The organism is Azospirillum agricola, assembly GCF_020005195.1.
In the GTDB taxonomy this organism is placed as follows: domain Bacteria; phylum Pseudomonadota; class Alphaproteobacteria; order Azospirillales; family Azospirillaceae; genus Azospirillum; species Azospirillum agricola.
This window is the reverse complement of the sequence record NZ_JAIFZR010000002.1, coordinates 928,195-949,575: the sequence shown is the minus strand read 5'-3', so window position 1 is coordinate 949,575 and position 21,381 is coordinate 928,195. Positions and strand designations below refer to the sequence as shown.

Annotated in this window: 18 protein-coding genes and 1 pseudogene; 7 read left to right on the top strand and 12 right to left on the bottom strand. The window is 67.2% G+C overall.

Annotated elements, in window-relative coordinates; all coding sequences use genetic code 11:
* Positions 1-46 precede the first annotated feature (46 nt).
* Entirely contained in the window at positions 47-421 is a 375-nt protein-coding gene (locus tag JN22_RS07150) for a Rid family detoxifying hydrolase (RefSeq protein ID WP_085553223.1), read from the top strand.
* A gap of 265 nt (positions 422-686) precedes the next feature.
* On the opposite strand, the gene JN22_RS07145 is transcribed toward JN22_RS07150, so the two are convergent.
* The 5 genes from JN22_RS07145 to mmsB form a co-directional block, all read right to left on the bottom strand.
* Entirely contained in the window at positions 687-1,892 is a 1,206-nt protein-coding gene (locus JN22_RS07145) for an ABC transporter substrate-binding protein (protein ID WP_085553222.1), read from the bottom strand.
* A 49-nt stretch (positions 1,893-1,941) separates the two neighbouring features.
* The gene (locus JN22_RS07140) at positions 1,942-2,712 is read right to left on the bottom strand and encodes an enoyl-CoA hydratase/isomerase family protein (protein ID WP_085553221.1); all 771 of its coding nucleotides are present in this window, start codon (positions 2,710-2,712) and stop codon (positions 1,942-1,944) included.
* Between the two features lie 38 nt (positions 2,713-2,750).
* Positions 2,751-3,968, bottom strand: coding sequence for a CaiB/BaiF CoA transferase family protein (locus tag JN22_RS07135; RefSeq protein WP_085553220.1), 1,218 nt, complete (start codon positions 3,966-3,968; stop codon positions 2,751-2,753).
* A 415-nt stretch (positions 3,969-4,383) separates the two neighbouring features.
* Complete coding sequence (locus JN22_RS07130; RefSeq protein ID WP_179166065.1) at positions 4,384-5,139, bottom strand: GntR family transcriptional regulator; 756 nt, start codon at positions 5,137-5,139, stop codon at positions 4,384-4,386.
* Between the two features lie 146 nt (positions 5,140-5,285).
* Positions 5,286-6,185, bottom strand: a complete 900-nt coding sequence (mmsB, locus tag JN22_RS07125; RefSeq protein WP_085553218.1) for a 3-hydroxyisobutyrate dehydrogenase — start codon at positions 6,183-6,185, stop codon at positions 5,286-5,288.
* Between the two features lie 500 nt (positions 6,186-6,685).
* Here mmsB and JN22_RS07120 point away from each other — a divergent pair, with 500 nt between their 5' ends.
* Positions 6,686-8,170 (top strand): aldehyde dehydrogenase family protein, encoded by a 1,485-nt coding sequence (locus tag JN22_RS07120; protein WP_085553217.1) that lies wholly within the window; start codon positions 6,686-6,688, stop codon positions 8,168-8,170.
* A 333-nt stretch (positions 8,171-8,503) separates the two neighbouring features.
* On the opposite strand, the pseudogene JN22_RS07115 reads toward JN22_RS07120, so the two are convergent.
* Positions 8,504-9,024, bottom strand: a pseudogene (locus JN22_RS07115) (transposase); the annotation flags it as partial.
* A 31-nt stretch (positions 9,025-9,055) separates the two neighbouring features.
* Here JN22_RS07115 and JN22_RS07110 point away from each other — a divergent pair.
* The gene (locus JN22_RS07110; RefSeq protein ID WP_085553215.1) at positions 9,056-9,283 is read left to right on the top strand and encodes a LysR substrate-binding domain-containing protein; all 228 of its coding nucleotides are present in this window, start codon (positions 9,056-9,058) and stop codon (positions 9,281-9,283) included.
* A gap of 88 nt (positions 9,284-9,371) precedes the next feature.
* On the opposite strand, the gene JN22_RS07105 is transcribed toward JN22_RS07110, so the two are convergent.
* Positions 9,372-10,229 carry a LysR family transcriptional regulator gene (locus tag JN22_RS07105; protein WP_211099593.1) on the bottom strand — a complete coding sequence of 286 codons (858 nt, stop codon included), beginning with the start codon at positions 10,227-10,229 and terminating at the stop codon, positions 9,372-9,374.
* 214 nt (positions 10,230-10,443) lie between these two features.
* Here JN22_RS07105 and JN22_RS07100 point away from each other — a divergent pair, with 214 nt between their 5' ends.
* From JN22_RS07100 to JN22_RS07090, 3 genes are all read left to right on the top strand, one after another.
* The gene (locus tag JN22_RS07100; RefSeq protein WP_085553213.1) at positions 10,444-11,952 is read left to right on the top strand and encodes an MFS transporter; all 1,509 of its coding nucleotides are present in this window, start codon (positions 10,444-10,446) and stop codon (positions 11,950-11,952) included.
* 83 nt (positions 11,953-12,035) lie between these two features.
* Positions 12,036-12,320, top strand: coding sequence for a hypothetical protein (locus tag JN22_RS07095; RefSeq protein WP_211099592.1), 285 nt, complete (start codon positions 12,036-12,038; stop codon positions 12,318-12,320).
* A gap of 367 nt (positions 12,321-12,687) precedes the next feature.
* Positions 12,688-13,887: a recombinase family protein gene (locus JN22_RS07090; RefSeq protein WP_449658091.1), complete on the top strand. Its 1,200-nt coding sequence runs from the start codon at positions 12,688-12,690 to the stop codon at positions 13,885-13,887.
* A 387-nt stretch (positions 13,888-14,274) separates the two neighbouring features.
* Here JN22_RS07090 and JN22_RS07085 read toward each other — a convergent pair whose 3' ends face one another.
* The 4 genes from JN22_RS07085 to JN22_RS07070 all read right to left on the bottom strand — a co-directional run bounded on the left by JN22_RS07085 (position 14,275) and on the right by JN22_RS07070 (position 18,007).
* Positions 14,275-15,384, bottom strand: coding sequence for a PD-(D/E)XK nuclease family protein (locus JN22_RS07085; RefSeq protein WP_223677602.1), 1,110 nt, complete (start codon positions 15,382-15,384; stop codon positions 14,275-14,277).
* Entirely contained in the window at positions 15,282-15,704 is a 423-nt protein-coding gene (locus tag JN22_RS07080; protein ID WP_223677601.1) for a 3'-5' exonuclease, read from the bottom strand. The genes JN22_RS07085 and JN22_RS07080 overlap by 103 nt, the downstream gene beginning before the upstream one ends.
* Positions 15,659-17,143 carry a UvrD-helicase domain-containing protein gene (locus tag JN22_RS07075; protein ID WP_223677600.1) on the bottom strand — a complete coding sequence of 495 codons (1,485 nt, stop codon included), beginning with the start codon at positions 17,141-17,143 and terminating at the stop codon, positions 15,659-15,661. Before JN22_RS07075 ends, JN22_RS07080 begins: the two co-directional genes overlap by 46 nt.
* A gap of 102 nt (positions 17,144-17,245) precedes the next feature.
* Positions 17,246-18,007 (bottom strand): PD-(D/E)XK nuclease family protein, encoded by a 762-nt coding sequence (locus JN22_RS07070; protein WP_223677599.1) that lies wholly within the window; start codon positions 18,005-18,007, stop codon positions 17,246-17,248.
* Positions 18,008-18,913: 906 nt separating this feature from the next.
* Between JN22_RS07070 and JN22_RS07065 the strand changes: the two genes are divergently transcribed.
* On the top strand, positions 18,914-19,186 hold the full coding sequence (locus tag JN22_RS07065; RefSeq protein ID WP_223677598.1) for a hypothetical protein: 273 nt from the start codon (positions 18,914-18,916) through the stop codon (positions 19,184-19,186).
* Positions 19,187-19,542: 356 nt separating this feature from the next.
* On the opposite strand, the gene JN22_RS07060 is transcribed toward JN22_RS07065, so the two are convergent.
* Entirely contained in the window at positions 19,543-21,231 is a 1,689-nt protein-coding gene (locus tag JN22_RS07060) for a hypothetical protein (protein WP_085553211.1), read from the bottom strand.
* Positions 21,232-21,381 lie beyond the last annotated feature (150 nt).

Sequence of the window (21,381 nt, the reverse complement as noted above, 5' to 3'; positions counted from 1 at the left end):
TCACTTCCCCGGCCCCGAGCCATAACGAGCCATAAGGAGACAGACCGTGCCCCCCATTCATACCGACTCCGCCCCGGCTGCCATCGGCCCCTATTGTCAAGCCATGCGCCACGGCGATCTGCTGTTTGTTTCGGGCCAGCTTCCCATCGTTCCGGCAACCGGGGCTTTTGTATCGGAAGACCCGAAAGAACAGATGGCCCAATGCCTTGCCAACATCGCCGCGATTGCCGAGGCCGCCGGCACGGACATCGCCAAATCCCTAAAAGTCACCATTCTGGTCACCGACCTGTCCACCTTCTCCGCCCTGAACGACGAATATGCGAAAGTATTTTCCACGCATAAGCCGGCCCGTGCCTGCTATGAAGTTTCGGCCCTTCCGAAAGGCGCCCAGGTCGAAATCGACGCGATCATCGCCGTGTGAAGCACTCCACGGAACAATGGTGTCCGCTGATGTGGTGGAAGGACCGCCCACCACATCAGCTCAGCGTTACTTGTCGCCCCGCAGCGGGTCCAGTGGTACAGCTGATCAGCGATCTTGAGGTCACATCCCCACGCGTGGTGTAGGATCTGTGGGGATCCGGATCGGCGCTGTGCCGGCCTGTGAAACAGCACCTGGCTGAAATCCCACAGTTTCCATTATTATCAACGCGCTTCCGTGCCGATCGGCATCAGAGCCCCAGGCCGATTCACATCTTGACCATATAACATTTGCTTTCCGAGAGAGGAATAACCGCCTGCTCGGCAGGGATGGTCCGAAGCACCTTGTAATAATCCCATGGCCCCTTCGAATCCTCGGGACGCTTCACCTCGACCAGATACATGTCGTGGACGACGCGCCCATCCGCCCGGATTCTGGCATGATGGGCGAAGAAGTCGTCTACCGGCAGTTCGCGCATCTTTTCGGCAACGACCGTTCCCTTGTCCGTTCCGGCGGCATGAACCGCTTTCAGATAATGGAGCACGGAGGAGTAGATGCCCGCGTGAACCTGGGTGGGCATCCGCTTCATCGTCTGCTCGTACCGCTTGGCAAAAGCCCGGCTCCCGTCATCGCGATCCCAATAATAGGCGGTTGTGGCGATCAGCCCCTTGGCGTTGCTGAGTCCCATCGCGTGGACATCGCTGATCATCAGAACAAGGCCGACCAGCTTCTGCCCCGCATCGGTTATTCCAAACTCGGCGGCCTGCTTGACGGAGTTGATCGTGTCCGAACCGCCATTCGCGAGTCCGACGATCTGCGCGCCGGACGACTGCGCTTGCAGGAGATAGGAGGAGAAGTCATTGGCGTTCGTCGGATGCCGGACCTCGCCGACGATCTTGCCTCCGTTCGCGGTGATCTCCTTCCGGAGATCCGCGGCCATCTGGTGACCGAACGCGTAGTCGGCGGTCACCAGAAACCAATTCTTACCACCCTCCTGGACCACCGCCCGGGCGCTGCCGATCGATTGCGAGTAGGTGTCCATGACCCAATGAAAGCCCGTCGGCGAGCAGTCCTCGTTCGTCAGGCGGGTGGTGGCGGGGCCGGACGCCAGGGCGACGATGCCGCGCTCCTTGGTCAAGGCCTGCACGGACAGTGCCGCCGCGGAATTGGTCATGTCGGCGATCGCGTGGACACCGTCGACGTCGATCCATTGCCGCGCCTTGTTGGAGGCGGTGTCCGCCTTGTTCTGATGGTCGGCCGACAGGATCTCGATGCGTTTGCCCAGAACGGTACCACCGAAATCCTCGACGGCGAATTTCGCCGCGACGACCGCGCCGGGGCCGCTGAAATCCGCGTAAGGTCCGGAATGGTCACCGAGCACACCGATGCGGAAGACATCCTGGGGCGCTTGGGCGAGGGCCGCGGTGGCCCCGAGGCAAAGCGCCGTGGAGAGCAGAAGGCTAGACAGACGCATGGTTCCTCCCGTTTTTCGGTTGAGATTATCGATTGATGCGATTGCGCGGTCAGGCTTCGGTTCGTGCCAGGAACCTGCGCACGCCTTCCCGGTATTCGTCCGTTTCGGCGAAGGCATAATGTCGAAGGCGTTCTTCCCTGGTGACCGGCGAGGGATCGGTCATGAGGCGGCGGATCTGCTGCTTGTGCGACCGTGCCGCCCCGATCCCGCTGCGCGCGATGCCGTCGACCGCCGCCTCAAGGGCGGCTTCGAACTCCCCGGCCGGCGCAACCCGGGTCAGCAACCCCTTCTCGTAAGCGCGCGGGGCATCATACACGGCGCCCTGTATCAGCATTTCGGCGAGAGTCGCCGGCCCGACCAGCCTGAACAGCGCCTGGGTCTCCGCAATGGCCAGCGGAAAGCCAAGCCGTCCGACCGGCGCCCCGAACCGCGCGGCCTCGTGGGCCAGACGGATGTCGCACACCGCCGCGATCTCCAGCCCTCCCCCGAAGCAGGCCCCCTGAATGGCCGCCACCGTGGGAACCGGACATTCCGCAAGCGCTTGCAGGCATTTCAAGACATGGTTTTCGTGGAACTCGACGACCTGATCGAAGGTCGACCGCACGTCGGCGAATTCCGATATGTCGGCGCCGGCGGAGAAGGCCGCGTCCCCCTGCCCACGGATGACGATGCACCGCAAGGCCTCGTCGCGGCCCAGGCGCGTGACGCTTGCCTCGAGTTCCGCCCACATGGCTAGGGACATGGCGTTGAGCTTTCCGGCATTCTCCAACGTCACCGTCGCGCGGTGGCCCGTTACCGCCGTGAGGACCGCTCCGGTCATTTGAACGCTCCAACCGATTGAAAAGGCGAACAGGCGGGTCAGGCGACCTTTTCCCGGCCGTCCCGATAATTCGATCCGTGCGGATTCTGGTAGACGACGCGCGTCTCCTCCCAATGGGCGATCTCGTCGGCGGAGAAGCCGAGATCCGTGAGGATCGCCCGGCTGTGCTGCCCAAGCACGGGCGGAGGTTTCCTGATCCAGCGGCCGTCGTGGCCATCCATCCGCAGCGGGCTGGAAATCTGTCGCATCGGCCCGAGCGTCGGATGCTCGAAGGACTCGATCAGGTCGAGATGCGCGACCTGGGCATCGGCGACGACATCGTCGATCCTGTTGATCGGGCCGGCGGGAATTCCCGCCTCGACCAGCCGTTCCGTCCAGTCCGCACGGGTCCTCGTCGCCAGACGCTCCTCGATGATGAGCCGCAGCTCTTCCCGATGGGCCATGCGGCCGGCGTTGTCGGTGAAGCGTTCGTCATCCTTCAGACCGGCGAGGCCGATGACGTCGCACAGGCTGAGCCACATGTCCTGCGTGGCGGCGCCGATGTTCAGGTTGCCGTCCTGCGCGCGGAACACGCCGTAGGGAGCGATCACCGGATGCACGTTGCCGGTGGGCACCGCGACCTCGCCCAGGTTGAGGTAGCGCTGGCCCTGCACGCTCAACAGGCTGACCAGACTGGACAGCAGCGAGGTCTCGATGACACGTCCCACCCCGGTCTGCTGCCTTTGCGCCCAAGCGGCCAGCACGCCGATCGCCAGCCACATGCCCGACGTCATGTCCCCGATGGCCACGCCGACGCGCGTGGGACCGGTTTCCGGCGTGCCGGTGAAGCTCATGAAGCCGGCGTAGCCCTGGGCGATCTGATCGAAGCCCGGCCGGGAGGCGAGCGGCCCGTCGCTGCCGAAGCCGCTCAGGCTGGCGATGATCAGCTCGGGCTTTTCCGCTCGCAGGCCGGCGGGCTCCAGCCCCATCTGGGCGAGGGTGCCGGGACGGAAATTCTCGATGATCACGTCGCAGCGCAGCGCCATCTCGCGCAGCAGGCGCCGCCCTTCCTCGCAGCGGAAATTGATGCCGATGTCGCGCTTGTTTCGGTTTCCGCAGAGGTAATACACGCTCTCGTCACGGTCGAACGGTCCCCACGCCCGGATCATGTCGCCGTCGGGAATCGCCTCGACCTTGATGACGTCGGCTCCCAAGTCACCCAGGATCAGCCCGCAGAACGGCCCCGACAGGGCCCGACTCAAATCCAGCACTCTCATGCCTGTAAGCGGAAATGACGCTTGATCCACCGTGACCTCGCTTGCTGAATGCGCTGGATGTGTTGGGGTGTCGGATGTGTCGGCGTCCCGCACGCGCCCTTGCCGCGCATCGCCGTCTGACCGCCCGGTTGGGTGGGCGGCGATCGCCGTCGCCCTGGCCGGCTGCCATGGAAAGTTGGCGGCGTGCGCGATCCGTTGATTGATCTTGCGAACAGTCAGCCGCCCCGTCAAGCCATATGTATGTAGATAAGCGATTTAAATATTTTTATAATCTTGCTTCGCATGGATCGGAGAGCGGGCCAGGATTTTGGGCCCGTGTCCCGGCAGACGGCGCGGCCGGCCCGGAGGGTCGCGAAAGCATCCAGGCGGATGTCTTCAATCCACCGTCACGTCAGGGGGGCAAAAACGCCGCGTTTCAGCTCGCAACGGCGGACTTGCGGCGTGGCCCGCTCTTGCGCGTCGTCGTTTTCCGGGCGCCGCCCCGTTCCCTGCGCGGCGCTTCAACGACGGAGGAACCGTTGGAATCGGAGGGTTGGGAGGGCTGGCCCGGATCGTCCGGAAGCTCCGCCAGGAAATCCATCAGCCCAACGGCACCGATCACATGCTCGTGCATCGCCGCCTCGGCACCCGCATCGTCCCCGGCCACGATCGCCTCGGCCACACGATGATGGCCGGCGTAGGATCGTTCCATGCCGCCGGGCCGCTGGAAGGGATTGCGGCGGTACATCCGCAAACGGCGCCGGATGTCCCGCACCTGGCTTGCCAGGAACTCGTTCCTGGCGCCGGCGTAGATCGCCTCGTGGAACTCGTGGTTCGCCTCGTCGTAACCGGCGACGTCCTTCGCCTCGACCATCGGCAGGAAGGACAGAAGGATGGAGCGAAGCCTGTCCTGCTCGTCCCGGGTCATGCGCCTGGCGGCGAGCTGCGCGCAATATCCTTCGAGTTTCGCAAGCACCTCGAGCATGGCGGCGATCTGCTTGACCGACAGGCGCGTGATCTCGGCGCCCTGGCGGGGCCGGAAAATGACGAGACCGAGCGACGCGAGCTGGAGAAGGGCCTCGCGCACCGGCGTGCGGGAGACCCCGAACCTCTTGCAGAGTTCCTGTTCGTCGAGCCGGTCTCCCGGGCGGAAATGGCCTTCCGAAATCTCGTTCTCCAGCCAGGCCCGCAACTGGCTTGGACGGCTGAGAGAGATGTCGTCTGGACCGGCCGGCATGCAACCTCACACTCTCATTCTTGGAAACCGTTGGAACACGCTGGTTTGGACCAAGCTGGGCGATATGCGGATGCGCACAGCATCATATACTTTGCCACACTTCAATCGGTGGCGCCAGCGTGGGCCTCGTCACGCAGGTAGCGCACAATCGCCGAGGAATCGTCACCCCCATGCCCGTTCTCCGCAAACAGGGAGTAGACATCGACGGCGGCAAAGCCGAGCGGGGTCGTCGCGTTCGCGGCCAGGGCGGCCTCCTTCGCCAAACGCAGATCCTTGAGCATCAGCGAGGCGGCGAAGCCCGGCTTATACCCGTTGCTGGCCGGGGAGCTGGGCACCAGGCCGGGAACAGGACAGTAGTTGGAGAGCGCCCAGCATTGCCCCGAGGAGGTTGAGGCCACATCGAACAACGCCTTCGGAGCGATGCCGAGACGTTCGGCCAGAACGAAGGCTTCGGACACCGCGATCATCGAGACGCCGGTGATCATGTTGTTGCAGATCTTCGTGGCCTGCCCGGCACCTGCGTCTCCGCAGTGAACGATGCGCTTGCCGACCTGCTCGAGGATCGGTCGGCCCAGGGCAAACGCGCTCTCGGTCCCGCCGACCATGAAAGTCAGGGTTGCCCCGCGTGCACCCGACACGCCTCCGGATACCGGGGCATCCAAGGCGACCATGCCATGCCGCTCCGCCAAGGAATGCGCTTGCCGGGCGCTTTGCACATCGATGGTCGACGAATCGATGAACAGCGTGCCGGGGCCCGCCATAGGCAGGAGCCGCCCCCATACGTCAAGCACATGCTGCCCGGAGGGAAGCATCGTCACCACGATGTCGACACCCTCCACCGCAGCCTCCGGAGACGCCGCGATGACGGCGCCGGCGGCTTCGGCAGCTTGGCAGGCGGCGGCCGAAAGGTCGAAGCCCTTCACCGTCTGCCCCTTCGCCACGAAATTTGCCGCCATCGGACCGCCCATGTTGCCGAGCCCGACAAATGCGATGGCACCCATGCGTGTTCTCCTCCATGAAAGGCGGTCGGCCGTCGCTGTCAGCCAGGCGCGCCCTGGTCGGATGCGCCACGTCGTCATCCCCGTTCGAGGCGACCGCACGTGGAATGAGGGATAAAGCGCGCGGAGAGACCTCCGCGTAGCGCTCACGCACACCTTATCCAGCGAGCGCATACTGAGTCCATTCCAATGTATATGTAACTAAGATTTACCCCTGTCAAATCGCGCCATTCCTGACGATCCAGCATGCGTTTTCGGCGGCTTGGCAGCAGAAAAAATATTTATAACCAACTTTCGAATACGAATTGTTGACCAAACGAACATCGCCGGCTATGGTGGGATCAACAGGGAGCGATCGAAAGTACCCCGGCTGCACCACCGTCGTCCGGTGCGGTCGAAGCAGGCGCCTGTGCCGGCAGGGGAGACGGCGCGCTCCCCCGCCCTTCCCAGCCGGATGCCGGCTGCTGGCAAAGAATGACCTTCTGGGCATGGAGTGACGCGCGATGCAGCATACAGGTGAGATCAGCCAGCCGGCCGTGATGCGGCGACGGATCCTGATTGGAGGCGATTGGGTGGAGGCGGCCTCCGGCGAGGCATTCCCGGTGGAGAATCCGGCCAAGCGCGCGATCATCGCAACGGTTCCCCGCGGCACCGCCGTCGACGTCGAGCTGGCCGTGCGGAGCGCGTCCGATGCCTTCCCGGCGTGGAGCGCCGTCGCGCCCCGGGAGCGTGGCCGGATGCTGCTCCAAGTCGCCGACGCGATGGAGGCCCGGCTGGAGGAGGTCGCCCGCCTCATCGCGCTGGAAACAGGCAACGCTCTGCGCACGCAGGCCCGTGCCGAGGCCAGGATCTCGGCGGACATCTTCCGCTATTTCGGCGGCCTCGGCGGTGAACTCAAAGGGGCGACGATTCCGCTCGGCGATTCGGTTCTCAGCTACACGCGACGCGAGCCTCTCGGCGTGGTCGGCGCGATCATTCCCTGGAACGCCCCGGTCCTTCTGGCGGCGCTCAAGATCGCGCCGGCCCTGTGCGCCGGCAACACCATGGTGCTGAAGACCGCCGAGGATGCGCCGCTCGCCGTTCTGCTCATGGCGGAGATCTGCCAGCAATTCCTGCCGGCCGGCGTGCTGAACGTGCTGACCGGCTTTGGCGTCGAATGCGGTGCCCCGCTTCTCAACCATCCGGCCATCGCCAAGCTGTCCTTCACCGGATCGACCGCCGTCGGCAAGATCGTCATGGAAGCGGCCTCCCAGCGGATCGTTCCGGTGTCGCTCGAACTTGGCGGCAAGAGTCCCTCGATCGTCTTCCCCGATGCCAACGAGGACTGGGTGGTGGAGGGCATCGTCGCGGCCATGCGCTTCACCCGGCAAAGCCAGTCCTGCACGGCGGGCTCGCGCCTGTTCCTGCACAGGAGCGTCTTCGACTCGTTCCTTGACAAATTGACCGCCAAAGTCTCGACGCTGCGCATTGGCGACCCGTTGGCGGAGGACACCGACGTCGGCACCATCATCAACGAAAGGCAGTTCAACCGCGTCTGCGGATACATCGAATCCGGCCTTGCCGAGCCGGATGCCAAACTTGTGGCCGGCGGTCTTCCGCCGACCGACGGGCCGTTGAGCGAGGGCTACTTCGTGCAGCCGACGATCTTCGCGCACACCTCCAACGACTGGCGTCTGTCCCGGGAAGAGATCTTCGGTCCGGTGCTGGTGGCCATTCCCTGGACCGACGAGGCCGACGTCATCAGAATGGCGAACGACACCCATTATGGCCTCGCCGCCTATCTGTGGACCCACGACATCGGCAAGGCCCTGCGGACCGCGCATCAGGTTCAGGCCGGCTGGGTCCAGATCAACCAGGGCACCGGGCAATCCCCGGGTCAATCCTACGGTGGCTACAAGCAGAGCGGCCTCGGCCGCGAATTCTCGCTCGAAGCCATGCTGGACAGCTTCACGCAGCTCAAGAACGTCACCGTCAACCTGACCCGCTGACACGACAGAGCTGCGACAGGGCGGCGTACGGGAGGCGCTTGCCCTGATTGTGAATCGGCATAGGGTTCTGACGCCGATCGGCACGGGAGCGCTTTGATAACAATGGACACTAAGAGTGCCTATCAAAAACCCGGTCCGATGCGCTGAAGTCATTGATTTTCCTCAACCTCAGACCGGTTCTGATCCGCACTCTAAGAACCTATTTCGGTAGGGATCGAGGTGGGCCTGCTCTGTTGGACTTCCGTGCTTTTCGGTGCGGAGGTTTTCATGGGCAAGTTGGTTCAAGATGACGGCTGGCGATTGCCGGGTGAGTTGTGGGAGCGCGTGGAGCCCACGGAGGGCTGCATGCACGCGCGGGCTGCCATAGCGGCCATGGTGGCGACCATGAACGCGTCGGACCTCGACCAGAAGCTGTCGGTTGGCAGCGGCCCGCTGGCTTTCCGGCCGCCCACGCCACGCGTAGTAACCGCTGGCGGACACCCCGAGTACCGAGCACATAAGCCGGGTCGGGAACTCGTCCCGGTGGTCCTCGATGAAGCGGAACTTCATCTCGGTGCTTCCGAGAAAATGCTGATGGCCTTTTTTAAAATGTCGCGCTCCAACTCGCGTCGCAGCCGCGCGATCTCCGCCGTCTGCTCGTCCGGCTTGGCCGGCTTGGACGTGCCGGATACGGCAGGCGCGCCAGACCGTGAGCGCGGCGGGTGGCCTTGGGCTACCCGTCGCCAGGTCCGCAGCACCGAGGCCTGGAGGCACAACTCCCGCGCCACATGCTCCAGTGGCCGGCCGCTCGCTTCCAGCAGGGCAACGGCCTCACGCTTGAACTCGTCCGTGAAGGATCGCCTCGTCTTCGGCATCAGACACCTTCCCGCTCCACTCGGAGCTTAGCTGAGGTGTCCACCCAACCGGGGCAAGATCATCGCCTGCCTGCCGCTGTTCACCGTCCACCGCCAACTGGAACAGGGCACGCTGGTGTCCCTGCTCGACGCTCACCTGCGCGACGTCGGAACCTTCCGGATCCTGTGGCCGTCGAGTCGGCAGATGTCGCCGAAGCTGCGGGCCTTCGTCGGCTTCCTGGCCGACAACCTTTTCAGCGCCCCGTCACGCCAAAGCTGAGCGGAGGTCAGCATCCATCAACCAAAAACCCGACATTCGCCGTCCTCCGCCGGCTGCATCGGCCCGGTCTTCCGGAGAGCGGCAAATCCTAGGGCCTGCCAACGAGCTTGCGATGCTCCCGGAACGCGGCCGTGATGGCGCGCAGCGTCTCCTTGGTCTTGGGATCGGAAAGGGACGAGTGCAGAACAAGCGAGAGCGACGGCACCGGCGGCAATCCAAAGGCATCGCCGACATCGACGACATCGGCGGGCGCGAGACGGCGCGGAAACGCTGAGACGGCCAGCCCGGCCGACAGCGCGGCGGCGATCGCCGCGGTTCCGCCGATGAAGACCTCCTCCCACGCGATCGCGGCGCGATCGAGCAGCCGCACCGCGACGTCGCGCACGGCGCAGCACGGCAACGTCGCCGCCAGCCGCAGCGGCTCGCCGGCGCGGTGTTCGAAATCGGGCGACGCGAACCAGCCGAAATGCTCCGGTCCGAGGATCTCGCCGTCGCGCCGGTCGTCGTCGCTGCGGATGATGATCGCGTCGAGCGTGCCGCTCTCGAAGCCGTCGAGCAGCGCACGGGAGTTGTCGAGCAGCACCTCGACGGTCAGCGCCGGATCGAGCGACTTGAGCTTGGCCAGCAGGACCGGGACCTCCGGCCCCATCACATGGGCGGCGATCCCGAGCCGGAAGCGGCGGCGCGCGGCGGTCAGCCGGGCGATCGCCCGCTCGTGCGCCGCCAGGAACTCGCGGGCCGAGTCGATGAAGAGCTCGCCTTGCGCCGACAGGCGGACCTGCCGCGGCGTGCGCTCGACGAGCCGCGTCCCCAGCCGGTCCTCCAGCCGCTTCAGCTTGACGCTGATCGCTCCCTGCGTGGTGCCCAGAGCCTCGGCTGCGCGGGTGAAGCTGCTGTGGTCCGCGATCGCAAGGAACGCACGGACAGCATCGACGTCCAGGGACATCGCGGCATCCATCCTGATCTGTTGTCACTGATATGGTCTGCCATCCCGTTGCCCGATGATCAAGCCTGCGCCACTTTGCCGAAGACATCCTCATCCGATGGTCCACCCCCATCCGGTGGCCCCCCATCCGGTGGCAAGGTGTTCGGCGCGCGGCCCATGATCCGGCCCCGGCAGCCCGAAGCGCCTTGCCCCGACCGCAGCAGCAAGGGCAACCATGACCGCAGCCGTGTCGTCACGAAACCTGGCCGCCTTGAGCGCCATCTGTCTGTCCGCCTTGATGACCGGGCTCGAAATCTCGAGCATCCCGGCCATCCTACCGACGCTGGAGCAGGTCCTGCCGGCCAGTTTCCGACAGCTCCAGTGGATCATGAACGCCTACACGATCGCCATGACCACCAGCCTGATGGCGGCGGGCGCGCTGGCGGACCGCTTCGGCCGCAAGCGGCTCTTCCTGCTGGGCACCGCCCTGTTCGGACTGGCGTCGCTGGCCTGCGGGCTGGCGGCGAGCGCGCCGCTCCTCATCGCCGCCCGCTTCGTGCAAGGCGTCGGCGGAGCGGTGATGCTGGCGTGCCAAGTCGCCGTCCTCTCGCACCAGTTCCGCGACGGATCGGAGCGCGGCGCGGCGTTCGGCTGGTGGGGCGTAGTCTTCGGCGTCGGCCTGGGTTTCGGCCCCCTGGCCGGCGGCCTCACCGTCGCCGTCGCGAGCTGGGAGTGGGTGTTCCTGGTCCATGTGGCGCTGGCGCTCGTGACCGTCGCGCTCGTGCGCGCGGGCGTCGTCGAATCCGCCGACCCCCACGCCCTGCGGATCGACCTGCCCGGCATGGTGACGTTGTCGCTCGCGGTCTTCTGCCTCGTCCATCTCGTCACGCAGGGGCAGGCGCTGACCGCCGCCAACCCCCTCGGCCTCGCGCTGGCCGGCCTCGGCGCCGCGAGCCTCCTCGCCTTCGTGGTCGTGGAAACCCGCCGCGCCCGCCCGATGGTCGACTTCACCGCCTTCCGCATTCCGGCCTTCGTCGGCGCGCTGCTGGGATCGGCGGGGATGAATTTCAGCTTCTGGCCCTTCGTGATCTATCTGCCGATCCACTTCCAGGCGGTCCTCGGGCTGGACAGCGTGACGGCGGGGGCAATGCTGCTCGCCTACACGCTGCCGACGCTGGTCGTGCCGCCCTTCGCGGAGCGGATGCTGATGCGGCACGGGCCGGCGCGCGTCATCCCGTTCGGGCTGTTCACGATCGGACTCGGCTTCGTCCTCATGCGGTTCGGCGCGACGGTTGAAAGTGTGACCGGTTGGGCGATGCTGCCCGGCTGCGTGCTTGCCGGCACCGGGCTCGGCCTGACCAACACGCCCGTCACCAACACGGCGACCGCGGCCTTGCCGGCCGACCGCGCCGGCATGGCGTCGGGAATGGACATGAGCGCGCGGATGATCGCGCTCGCCGTCAACATCGCGGTGATGGGCTTCATCCTGCTGCAGGGGATCCGCGCCGAGCTCGGACGGATCCTGCCGCGGCAGGGCGACGGCACGCTCGGCCGGCTGGCCGAGACGATCGGCGCCGGCAACCTCGCGCTGGCTGGGGCGGAGGGCGTCGGTCCCGCCGCCGCGCGCGAGGCGCTGGCGCACGGCTTCGGCTGGGTCATGCTCTATGCCGCGCTCTGCGCCTGGGGCCTGTCGGCGTTGAGCTTCCTCCTCTTCGGCCGGAAGACGTTGGTCGCGGCGGAGTGAACCGCCGTCGAGTTTATCGTGAGCGCATCAATCCCTTGAGCATTTTACCCGTCACCTTCAGCGAGTTGAGGAGAGCGGAGTGGATGACCAACTTGAACCAGCCGGTGGCTTTCCCCTCAGTTTCCGAACCCGTCGTGACCTCCGCACACTCTTTCATCGCGCATAGGGCAGACCGGCTTTCTACTTTTGATTTTAATTTCCCAATTCTTGCTCCAAGCTTCCTTCGGATCGAAGAAACCGTCCGTGTCAGCAACTCCCTTTCCAAATCTGACCATTGGGAGTTGAGACCGGAACGATTGGAGGCACCATGGCTGCCAGCCCGTCGCATTTTGACCAGCGTACGAAGCGCGCATGTCTTTGCGCTATGATGCGGCACGCGCCTGCGCACCGGGACACGCAGCCCTTTTCAGATACGCGCTTTTCCTCGCCTCAACATATTGTTTTTAAACGATATTCTTGTTTCATCCGTGAGGTGAGGCAGGCACCCTGTCCGGCGGACGGTTCAGATCGTCGGGAAGCAGGGAGGCCATCGTGGCGAAGCCCAAAGGAACGGCGGTCGAGACATTGCGCTTGGTCGCCGACGCGACGGGCGAAGCGTCTCCCCCTGGCACAAAGCCCGACCCACGTCTCATCGATCTGGTCCGCCTGCTCGCCCGGCAGGCGGCCCGGGAGTTCGTTCACAGCACCGGGGAGCGCCACACCGGCGATCGCTCTCCCTCCTGAGGAGGCCGTCCGATGAAGGTTGCGCTCCACGCCCGCTACTCTTCCGACAACCAGCGTGACGCCTCAATCGAAGACCAGCTGCGTTTGTGCCGAAGTCACGCCGAGCGGCAGGGCTGGCGCGTCGTCGACAGCTATTCCGACCGGGCGATCTCCGGTTCCTCGCTGCTGCGCCCGGGGGTCCAGGACCTGATCGCCGACGGGCTGAAGCGGCGCTTCGACGTCATCCTGACCGAATCGCTTGACCGGCTGTCGCGCGACCAGGAGGACATCGCCGGCTTCTACAAGCGCATGCGCTTCGCCGGCGTCGCCATCGTGACGCTGTCGGAGGGCGAGGTCAGCGAGTTGCACATCGGCCTGAAGGGGACGATGGGAGCGCTCTATCTGAAGGACCTCGCGGACAAGACACGGCGCGGGTTGCGCGGCCGCGTCGAGGAGGGCAAGTCGGGCGGCGGGCTGTGCTACGGCTATGATGTGGTCAAGCAGGTCGGCGCCAGCGGCGAAGCGATGCGGGGCGATCGCCGGATCAACGCGGCCGAGGCCGCGGTCGTGCGCCGCATCTTCAGCGACTATCTCGCCGGCGAGTCGTCGCGCCGGATCGCCTGGACGCTGAACCATGAGGGTCTGCCCGGCCCGCAAGGCAGCACGTGGGGGCCGTCGACGATCCACGGCAACCCGAAACGGGGCACCGGCATCCTGAACAACGAGCTGTATGTCGGCCGGCTGGTGTGGAACCGGCTGCGCTACCTGAAGGATCCGAACTCCGGCAAGCGGGTCTCTCGGCTCAATCCCGAAAGCGAGTGGGTGATCCAGGAGGTCCCGGACCTGCGCATTGTCGATCAGGATGTCTGGGAGGCGGTCAAGGCCCGGCAGGAGGCCTTCGCCTTCACCCCGGCCGAACACAGCAAGGCGGATGGGAGCGTCCTGATCGACCGTCGGCGTCCCAAACACCTGTTCGCCGGTTTGGTGAAATGCGGTTGCTGTGGCGGCGGCTACAGCATGATTTCGAAGGATCTGCTGGGCTGCTCGACGACACGCAACAAGGGCACCTGCGGAAACTGGCGGAACATCCGGCGGGACGCGCTGGAAGCGTCGGTGCTGAACGGGTTGCGCACCCATCTGATGGAACCGGCGCTGTTCAAGGAGTTCTGCGACGAGTTCACGCGCGAAATGAACCGTCTGCGCATCGAACAGCGGACCGGCCAGGATGCCTAGCGCCGCGAACTGGCCAAGATCGAGAAGCAGATTTGGGGAATCATCAGCGCGATCAAGGACGGCCTGTATGTGCCGTCGATGAAGGCGGAGATGGAAGCGCTGGAAACGCGCAAGGCGGGAACTCACCGGCATGCTGGCGCGTGCGACCGAGCCCCCTCCCCTTCTGCATCCGAACATGGCGGAGCTGTACCGGCAGCGGATCGCCGCTCTCCACGAACGCCTGCAGTCCGAGGAAACCAAAGCCGAGGCGGCCAATTTCCGCAAGCTTATCGCCTTGAGTTTCCATCACCATTGCGCCTCCCACAGCCAATGCGTGTTCGCGCGATTCGGCACTGGCGGTTCGGCGCTTCTGGATGGATGGGAAACGAGACGGCTGACCACATCAATTCAATGGATCTCCAACAATATCCCCACCACAGGCATATGGATGAAGACGCCGACCACGGGACGCCCCGTTGCGGCTTCCACCAGATGTCGGTACAGCGACAATTGCGGAGCATGGCTCAGCGCCCGGTCGGTCCAATGGTCATAGGACCCGGGAAAGGATTTGTGGTCAAGGATCACCGCCCCGTCCGGCGTGTCCAGCAGCAGGTCGATGCGGCCGGCGACGCGCTGCAACCCCAGCCGCCCCTGCACGGGCACCTCGGTATGCCAGCCCATCCTCGGCCAGCGGTGCGCAAGGATGCGCCACAAACGGTCGCCGGCCTCCATCAGCGTCTCCCCCGCCATGCCCGGCACGGTCCAGCGCTCCAACACGCCCCGGGCCCCGGCCAAGCGTCGGCCCGGTGAAGTTTCCGGCTGGTCGATGGCAAGGAAGGCATGCATGGCCTCACCGAGTCGGGCCATATCCACTCCGCCGGGAATCGGCAGGCGACCGCCGAAGCCGATCCGCTCGCGCACCAGCGGGACATGATCATTCGGCATCCCGATCCCTTGGCCGGTTCCCTGATCGTTCCATTGACTCGGCGCCACCCGCAACGGCGGGTGTTCGATCGGCGGGACCAGCGGCAGCGCGACAGCCGCCGCCCAAGCCGGCAGGGCCGGCGGGGCCGCATGTTCCACCTCCTCGGGCGGCGTTAGGATGCGGGCGACGGCCGGATGCGGATCCTCGCCGACCCGGATGTCGATGGCGCCCTCCCCGGCCGGAATCGCCAGGATCGGATTCCCTGCCGCGTCGGTCAGCGCGTCGAGCCAAGCGGTCTGGCACGGCCGGGCGGCAAGGATCAGGCAGTCGCGCGCTCGCGTCAGACCGACATACATCAGGCGCACCGCTTCGGCCTGTGCGCGCCCCCGGGCCGCTTCCATCTCGGGCGCGGCGGCGGCGGCATCGTCGAGATGGGTTCCCTTGCGCTGCCCCTCGTAGGGCCAGGGCCAGAAACGCAGCCAGCGACCGGTCAGCGGATTCCAGGGATCGACCTCCGTCGGCCCTCGACCGACAGACGGAAGGGCCAGGGGTCCGGCCCACCCTGAAAATCGAGCGCAATGACCGTCGGCCATTCAAGTCCCTTGGCCTGATGGTAGGTCATAACGACGACCGCGTCCGCATCGGTGCTAGGCGGCTGGTCGCCGCCACCCTCCGCCCCGGTCAGGAAGCGGATCAGCCCACCCGCCGTCGCAGCCCCGCGCCGGGCACGGCACTCGTCCTCATAGGCGCGGGCCAACCCGCGCAGCGCGTCGAGATTGGCCAGACGGTCGGCCGGCTCCCCCCAACGCCGGACCTGCTCCGCCACGTCGCCCGCGACGATGGCGACCTCCAGCGCCTCCACCGGGGTCAGGTGCAGCAGACGCCCGCGTGCCGCGTCCAGTGCCCGCAGCACCGGCGAGCCTTCCCGCGCCCGCCGCACGGCCTCGGGGAGCAGCCAGGATTCCAGCTCTTGCCGGCCAGGGTCCAGACCTCCAGCGGCACCGGCTGGTCCGGCCCGTCCGTCCGCTCGCATTCCGCCACCTGTGCGTCGCCCCGCGGGATACCGACAGCGGGAAAGGCGGCGCCGAACAGCGCGTTGTGGAAGGCCACCAGACCGGGGCGGGAGCGGTAGCCGCGCGGCAACCGTTCCGGCATCCCCCCGGTGGCGGGCGGCACACGGGCCAACACCGCACCGATCAGGGCGGGATCGGTGCCCCGGAAGCCATAGATCGCCTGCTTGGCGTCCCCCACCCACACCGATCGCCGCACCACGCCGGCCAGCGCCAGGAACAGGGCGAGCTGGATCGGGCTGGTGTCTTGGAACTCGTCCACCAGGGCCAGTTCCACCCGCTCGGCCAGCAGGCGGCGGACGTCCGCCCGGCCCAGCAGGGTGAGCGCCTCATGCTCCTGGTCGACGAAATCGACCAGCCCCCGGGCACGCTTGAAGCGGTCGTAATCGTCCATCGCCTCGGCGGCGCAGCGGAAGACGCCCTCGACCAGCGCGCGCAGATCGCGATGCAGGCGGGGGTGGGCGGGATGCACGCCCGCCGCCTCGTGGACCGCCTGGATGGTCGCCCTCCAGCGCGCGCCGGGATCGAGCTTGGTCAGCCGCACCCAGTCCACCCAGGGCAACGGACGCCCGCCCGCCAGCGCGGCGGCGGCATCCTTCAGGGCGGCCAGCGCCTCGGCGGTCTTCTTGACGCAGCCATCCCCGGCGGCCTCGATGGCGGCGACCGCCACCACCACCGCCTCACCCAACGCCCGGTCGAGCCCCTCCTCGTCGGCGCGAGCTTCCGGCAGCAGGGCCAGCAACCCTCGAAGCGAGCGCACGGCCGATTCCGCCAGATCATCGGCCGCGATGCCGTTCTGCCGGGCAAGAGCGCCGATGGACTGCACCAGCCCGCGCCAATCCTCCAGCCGCAGCCGGGCGGCGGCAGGTTCGATGGCCGGGCCATGGCGGCGGATGACGCCATCGGCGGCGGCGGCGAACAGGGCGGCGGCGCGCTCCTCCGCCACCACGTCGGCGACGGGCGAACGCCCGGACTCCAGGGCGAACTCGCCGGCGATGCGGCCGAACAGGGCGTTGACGGTGCCGATCCGCGCGGTCAGCACGTCGCGCGCCGCCTCGGTCCTGCCGCTCCTCGACAGGTCGCCCCGGATGCGTTCCAGCAGTTCGGCGGCAGCCTTGCGGGTGAAGGTGGTGGCGAGGATCGCGTCCGGCGCCACCCCGGCGGCCACCGCGTCGAGATAGGCGCGGGTCAGCCGGTGTGTCTTGCCGGTGCCGGCGCTGGCCGTCACCACATCGATCGGCGCCAGACCGGCGGATGCTTCCGAGGTCGTTTCCACGGTCATGCGCGGACGCTCCCGACGCCGCACAGGCGTCCATAGTCGCAGAGGCGGCAGGGTGGATCCAAGATCAGGGCGGGCGGTTCCTCGCCACCCTCTCCGCCGCCGTCATCGGAAACGCCGGGGGAAACGCCGGGGGCCAGGATGTCGCCCTGCGCCAAACGCTCCAGCGCGCGTGTCCGGCTGTCCCAGGCGGCGCGCCAGACGGTCGGCAGGTCGCTGCCCGGCACATGGGCATGGGCGGCGAAAGGCGCCGGAGCGCAGGCCAGAAGCCGCTGCTGCGCCAACATGAAGTAGCCGGCCGGCACCGGCCCGGCCAACATTCGCCCGGCCACCGCCCGTTCGGCCCCCAGCAGCCGTCCATAGACGGCGAGTTGGACCGCGCCCCTCGGCGATCTCCCGCCGCCGCCGCTTGTCGCTGCCGCTCCATTTCAGGTCGAGGACGACGGGAAGCCCGTCGGGGCCCTCCAGCAGGAGATCGACGATGCCCTCGACCGTCACGCCGTCCAACTCCGCCTCGACGGGGACTTCGCAGCCGCGCACGCTCAGCCCGGCCTCCGCGATCAACCCGGCCAGGGTGGACGCGGCGGCGGCGATGGCGGCGCAGGCACGCTCCAGCTCCAGGCCCCAGCCGGGGCGCAGCAGCGGCGCCGCCAGCACCGGCAACAGGCGGTCGAACAGGGCGGCGGCGCGCCGAGCCGCTTCGTCCGGCGGCCAGCCGGAACGTTCGGTGAGAAGTTCGGCGATCACCGCATGCGCCAGCGTTCCCAGCAGCCGCGCCCCATCGGGAATGGCGCGCAGGACACCCGGCCGGACACCGGCCGCATGGCGCAGCACCCAGGCGAAGGGGCAGCCCAGCAACCGCTCCATGCTGGTCGCCGATTCCCGGTCGCGCGCCGGCACCGCACCCACCGGAACGCGCCAGCGCCGCCGGGCCGGCGGCGATGACCGAATCCAGGATGCGGTCGAGCTGCGGCTTGGGGATGCGCGCCAGCCCGCAGGCGGCGACGACCTGTGCCATCGCGTCGACCTGCACCGCCACGGTGCCGAGCAGGGCGTCGGTCCTCCCCTGTTATCCAGCCCCTTGCCGTCCGGCCTGTGCCCTGGCCCAGGCGGCGACGCGCCCGCACAACGCCATCGCCGTCGGCACCGGAACGCCGTCCGCCTCGGCGAAGCGCGGGGATTCCAGCCAGCCCCGCCAGTCGCGTTCCTCCGCCGCAAGCCGGCGGTCGAGATCGGCCCCGTTCAGACCGCGTGCCTCCAGCCGGGTGCGGCGACGCTCCCGCGCGGTGCGCCACGCCGCCTGCTACGCCGGACCGCCGACACCGGGCGCCTCGGCCAGGGCGTCGGCGAAGGCCTCCGCAACGCCGGAAGGAATGGGCGATTGCGGCAGCGTCAGCAACTCCATCAGACGGTGGGCATCCAGTGGCTCCCACAGCGCCGCGAAGGCCAGCGGCAACCTGTACCGCCGCCCGCCAGGGCGACCGCCCGGCGCCGCCGACGCGGGGAAGGCCCAGCCGTCGGCACGCCTCGTCCAGCAGGGTGGTGCGCTGCCCGCGCAGGATCACGACACCGTGATTGTCCTGCGGTGAGGCGGCGAGCCAACCGGCCACCGTTTCCGCCGCCAGCCATTCGTCGTCGGATTCCAGCACCGTGATCGTGCCACCCAAGCGGTCACCCAGCGGCAGCGGATCGCGGCAGGGCAGGATCCGCGTCCCGCCAGCCGCCAGCCGGTCGATCAACCGTCGCCACCCGGCGGGCAGGAGATCGGCGGGCGTGGCGAGGCGCAGTTCCGCGACGGGAGCCGCCACCGCTTCGCCCCCCTCTCCCGCCAACGCGGCGAGCACCGCGCGCAGCCGGTCGGCCCGGCCCGGCGCGAGCGGTACCGACACACGCTCCACCGCCACCAGGGCGTCGAGGCGCTCACCGCCGCCCGGCATGGCCCCGGACCAGCCGGCCTCGAACCAGCCGGCCTCGACCAGGGCGTCGCGCCATTCCAGGATCACCCTGGCGACCGACCAGCCATCCGCCGCCAGCGACCGGCTGTAGAAGCGGTTGCCATCGTCGGCCGCCCGCAGCCGTACCAGATACTGGGCGATCCGCAGGGCGGGCGGAGTCTCCGGCCCCGTCAGGCCGAGCCTGATCTCCAGAACCCCAAGCAGCCCGGCCGGCCCGACGACCACGTCGCCAAGATTGGCCTGCGCACCGTCGATGGTTTCCGGCCAATGGGGACCGTCCAGATGCCACCCGAATTGAACGCGCATGGGACCGCCCCAACTGCTTCGCTCGGAAAGCGTGTGGAAGAAATCTGAATAAAAAGTGGATGAAATCGATAAAATTCTTCATTGAAGACGCATCTCCCTGGGAAACCCCTTTTCAGTAGTCCTTGATGGGGTTTTGCAAATTCACCGTTTCCGTGCCGGCCCCTGGGGTGATCGGGCGTCCCACCACGCGATGATCATCCGCAGGCGCGGTGCGGAAGCGGCGTCGACACGGAATCGGGCGTTGTCCCAGCGGGCCACAAAATAGGCGTTCGCGCGATAGAAGCTCCACGCTCTCGGCGGTGGCGGCCAGACGCCGGTCCAGGGGCGTAGCCGGCCGGCGACGCCGGTGTCGTTCAAATGATACGCCGCCGAAAGGCAGTGTTCGCACAGCAACAGGCGGGAATCGCGGCCGGCCGGACGTGTGGCGCGCACCCAAATCCGCCGGTGGCCGGGCTGCGCCGCGTCGAGACGGCGGGAAAGCGCGAGCGCGGCGGCGCGGTGGCGTTCCCAGCCCGGCAGGACCGGCAAGGCCGGCATCAGCGCCAGCGTTTTTGCCAGCAGCGCCGGTGCGTCGGGATGCTCGGTGTTTCCCGGCGTGTTTCCTGTCGTGTTTCCCGGTGGCGCGGTCTTCGACGCGTGTTCCAGCATGTGACGCAGCCACGCGTGGCAACCCACCGGATCGACCAGCAACAGCCTGTTCATCGGCAACAGCGCGGTGATCTGCTCCGTCCCCCCGGACTCCACCACCGCGAGCGCGCGCTGCAACCGGCCGCGCCAGCGCGACGGGAGCGTGCCGGGACTTGGCGGAGGAGGCGGACGCAGCCTCCACAGAACGCTCCGGACAAAGGCACGGCTCCAGGACCGCAGCCGCCGACACCGGGCCGGCAACCACCATCCGGCGTGCCGCCGCCGTTGGGCGAACACGATGCCGACACAATGAACGCGTGCGCCCAGGCCACGCCCATGTGTCCACAGGCCGGCACCGATCCTTCCCAGCCAGCCGGCAAGCCGGCCGATGGGCGGCGCGGGCGGCAGCCCTCGTTCGGCCTGCCGCCGGTTCCAGCACCGGAGCCAGCCGGCGCGCGTCATGCACAGGGCCTGGAGTTCCCAATACAGGTCGTCCCGATCGACCTCGCCCAACGGCGGGATCTCCAGCGCCCAAACGCGGTCCAGCCGGAAGCTCCGCAATTCGCCCGTCGCCCGGCCCTTCGTCCGGTCGACACCGACCAGATGCAGCGACTGGTTCTTGTGAAGCAGGATGCGGTCGAGACGGATGTCCCGCTCGTCCCGCCCGTAACCCAGCGTCACGGTTTGGCCGATATGATCGACCAGCAGCCCACGGTCGATGAAACCCGGTGCCGTCGGCATCAGGCCGAGGCGGGACAGTCCGTGAAAGCTCCACGCTTTCATCCGGCGCAGCAGCGGGGCGTGGAGCCGGCCACCCAACGCCTCCAGGATCGGCAGGCTCCCCCGCGTCCATCGCAGCCAGAGCCAGGTCGGTCCCGACCGGAGACGGCGGGACGGCGCCTCCTCCGCGACCGCCCCGCCGGTCCGCAATTCACGGTCGAGGATCATTTCCCCCAGCCGTTCCGGTGCCAGGGCAAGAGCCAGAGGGCCGAGCCGGCGCAGGGCGGGATCGTCCGCCCGACGCGTGGTGAGGAAACGATGCCCCCACAGGGTGACCAGCATGCCGTCGTCCGTCACCGCAACGACCCTGGCCAAGCCGGGCGACTGGGTTTCAAAATGGATGCGCAGATAATCGACGGCCTCCTCCTCCGCACGCCGCAGGGGGAAGCCGTGCCCGACGCGGATCACATCGCCGGGGCGCAAGGGACGGGAGGCCGCGGTTGGCGGAAAGACGGTGGGCACACACGCACCATAAAAGTTGTTTAAAGTTGTTGACAACGTCGTTTTTTATACATCAAGCATCCGGTTCATATATTTTTCCGCGATCGACCGCTGGCCCCCACAGAGGGATGC

What these genes read in the sequence shown, in the direction of transcription:
- JN22_RS07145 (WP_085553222.1), bottom strand. Translation starts at nt 1,892, where the DNA reads ATGCGTCTGTCTAGCCTTCTGCTCTCCACGGCGCTTTGCCTCGGGGCC.
- JN22_RS07140 (WP_085553221.1), bottom strand. Translation starts at nt 2,712, where the DNA reads ATGACCGGAGCGGTCCTCACGGCGGTAACGGGCCACCGCGCGACGGTG.
- JN22_RS07135 (WP_085553220.1), bottom strand. Translation starts at nt 3,968, where the DNA reads ATGAGAGTGCTGGATTTGAGTCGGGCCCTGTCGGGGCCGTTCTGCGGG.
- mmsB (WP_085553218.1), bottom strand. Translation starts at nt 6,185, where the DNA reads ATGGGTGCCATCGCATTTGTCGGGCTCGGCAACATGGGCGGTCCGATG.
- JN22_RS07120 (WP_085553217.1), top strand. Translation starts at nt 6,686, where the DNA reads ATGCAGCATACAGGTGAGATCAGCCAGCCGGCCGTGATGCGGCGACGG.
- JN22_RS07105 (WP_211099593.1), bottom strand. Translation starts at nt 10,229, where the DNA reads ATGTCCCTGGACGTCGATGCTGTCCGTGCGTTCCTTGCGATCGCGGAC.
- JN22_RS07100 (WP_085553213.1), top strand. Translation starts at nt 10,444, where the DNA reads ATGACCGCAGCCGTGTCGTCACGAAACCTGGCCGCCTTGAGCGCCATC.
- JN22_RS07095 (WP_211099592.1), top strand. Translation starts at nt 12,036, where the DNA reads ATGACCAACTTGAACCAGCCGGTGGCTTTCCCCTCAGTTTCCGAACCC.
- JN22_RS07090 (WP_449658091.1), top strand. Translation starts at nt 12,688, where the DNA reads ATGAAGGTTGCGCTCCACGCCCGCTACTCTTCCGACAACCAGCGTGAC.
- JN22_RS07085 (WP_223677602.1), bottom strand. Translation starts at nt 15,384, where the DNA reads ATGGCCGACGGTCATTGCGCTCGATTTTCAGGGTGGGCCGGACCCCTG.
- JN22_RS07075 (WP_223677600.1), bottom strand. Translation starts at nt 17,143, where the DNA reads ATGACCGTGGAAACGACCTCGGAAGCATCCGCCGGTCTGGCGCCGATC.
- JN22_RS07070 (WP_223677599.1), bottom strand. Translation starts at nt 18,007, where the DNA reads ATGGAGCGGTTGCTGGGCTGCCCCTTCGCCTGGGTGCTGCGCCATGCG.